Source organism: Nocardioides sp. NPDC023903, from assembly GCF_040639295.1.
Taxonomy (GTDB): Bacteria; Actinomycetota; Actinomycetes; order Propionibacteriales; family Nocardioidaceae; genus Nocardioides.
This window is the reverse complement of the sequence record NZ_JBEZZS010000099.1, coordinates 1-1,152: the sequence shown is the minus strand read 5'-3', so window position 1 is coordinate 1,152 and position 1,152 is coordinate 1. Positions and strand designations below refer to the sequence as shown.

2 protein-coding genes are annotated in these 1,152 nt (G+C 69.4%); both read right to left on the bottom strand.

What is annotated here, in order from left to right; translation table 11 throughout:
* A partial coding sequence (locus AB0F44_RS30230; RefSeq protein ID WP_357361069.1) for an ATP-binding cassette domain-containing protein occupies nucleotides 1-685 on the bottom strand: 685 nt, incomplete at its 3' end.
* Nucleotides 682-1,152 (bottom strand): ABC transporter permease subunit (locus tag AB0F44_RS30225; RefSeq protein WP_357361067.1); only part of this gene is annotated, 471 nt, incomplete at its 5' end. The genes AB0F44_RS30225 and AB0F44_RS30230, both read right to left, overlap by 4 nt.

Below are 1,152 nucleotides of genomic sequence, written 5' to 3'. Positions count from 1 at the left end.
CGACGATCAGGGCATCGCCGTCGGTCGCCGGGATCGGCGGCGAGACCTCGTTCCCGGTGATCTCTGCCCAACGCTGCATGCGTTCTCTGGTCATCTCGTCGAGCGCACCGAACGGCTCGTCCATCAGCAGCAGCGAGGGTTTACGGGCCAGTGCGCGGGCGATCGCGACGCGCTGCTGCATGCCGCCGGACAGTTCGGCCGGGTAGCGGTCGGCGAACTCGCTGAGCCCGGCCATGGCGAGCAGCTCGGCACTGCGTGCCTTGCGCTGCGCCTTCGGCACCTTGTGCAATTCGAGAGGCAGTTCGACATTGGCTGCGACAGTGCGCCAGTCGAGCAGACCGGCCTGCTGGAACGCGATGCCGTAGTCCTGATCGATCCGCGCCTGCCGCGCGGGCTTGCCGTGCACGGCGACAGTGCCGCTGCTCGGCGTCTCGAGGTCGGCGACGATCCGCAACAGGGTGGACTTGCCGCAGCCGGAAGGTCCGATGAGCGAGACGAATTCGCCCGCCGCGACGGAGAGCGAGACATCAGATAGCGCCGTCACCGCACCGGCGGCGAAGGTCTTGCCGAGCTCGCTCAGCTCGACCGCGGCCGGCGCCCCCGGACTGCCGGGTTCGGCGACTGAGATGGTCATGGGTACTTCTTCCTGACATGGTGGCGTGGAGAGTGTTTCGGTGGGGCTCATCGGCCCTCGCTCGCGGTGCCGGTGCCCGGCGGGTGGCTGTAGCGGCGCAGCGCCAGCTCCACCAGACCGACCAGCGCGGTGAGGACGACACCGAGCAGCGCGGCGGCGAGCACGGCGGCGTAGAGCCGGGCCGAATCGCCGGTGGCCTGCTGGGAGAACACGATGATCTGTCGCCCGATCCCGCCCGCGGTCCCGGTGGAGATCTCGGCGACGATCGCGCCGATCACCGCGGCGGCGGCGGCCAGCCGTAGCGCCGGTATCAAGGAGGGGACGGCGGCGGGAAACCGTAAGCGCGTCAACGTCGCCCACCATCCGGCCGAACAGCTACGCAGCAATTCGACCGAGGCCGCCGACGGCGCCTGTAGCCCGCGCAGCATCCCGATGGCGATCGGGAAGAAGGCGAGATAGGCAGCGATCACCACGATGCTCATCCACGGCCGCCACGGCTCACCGCCGATGGACAGTCT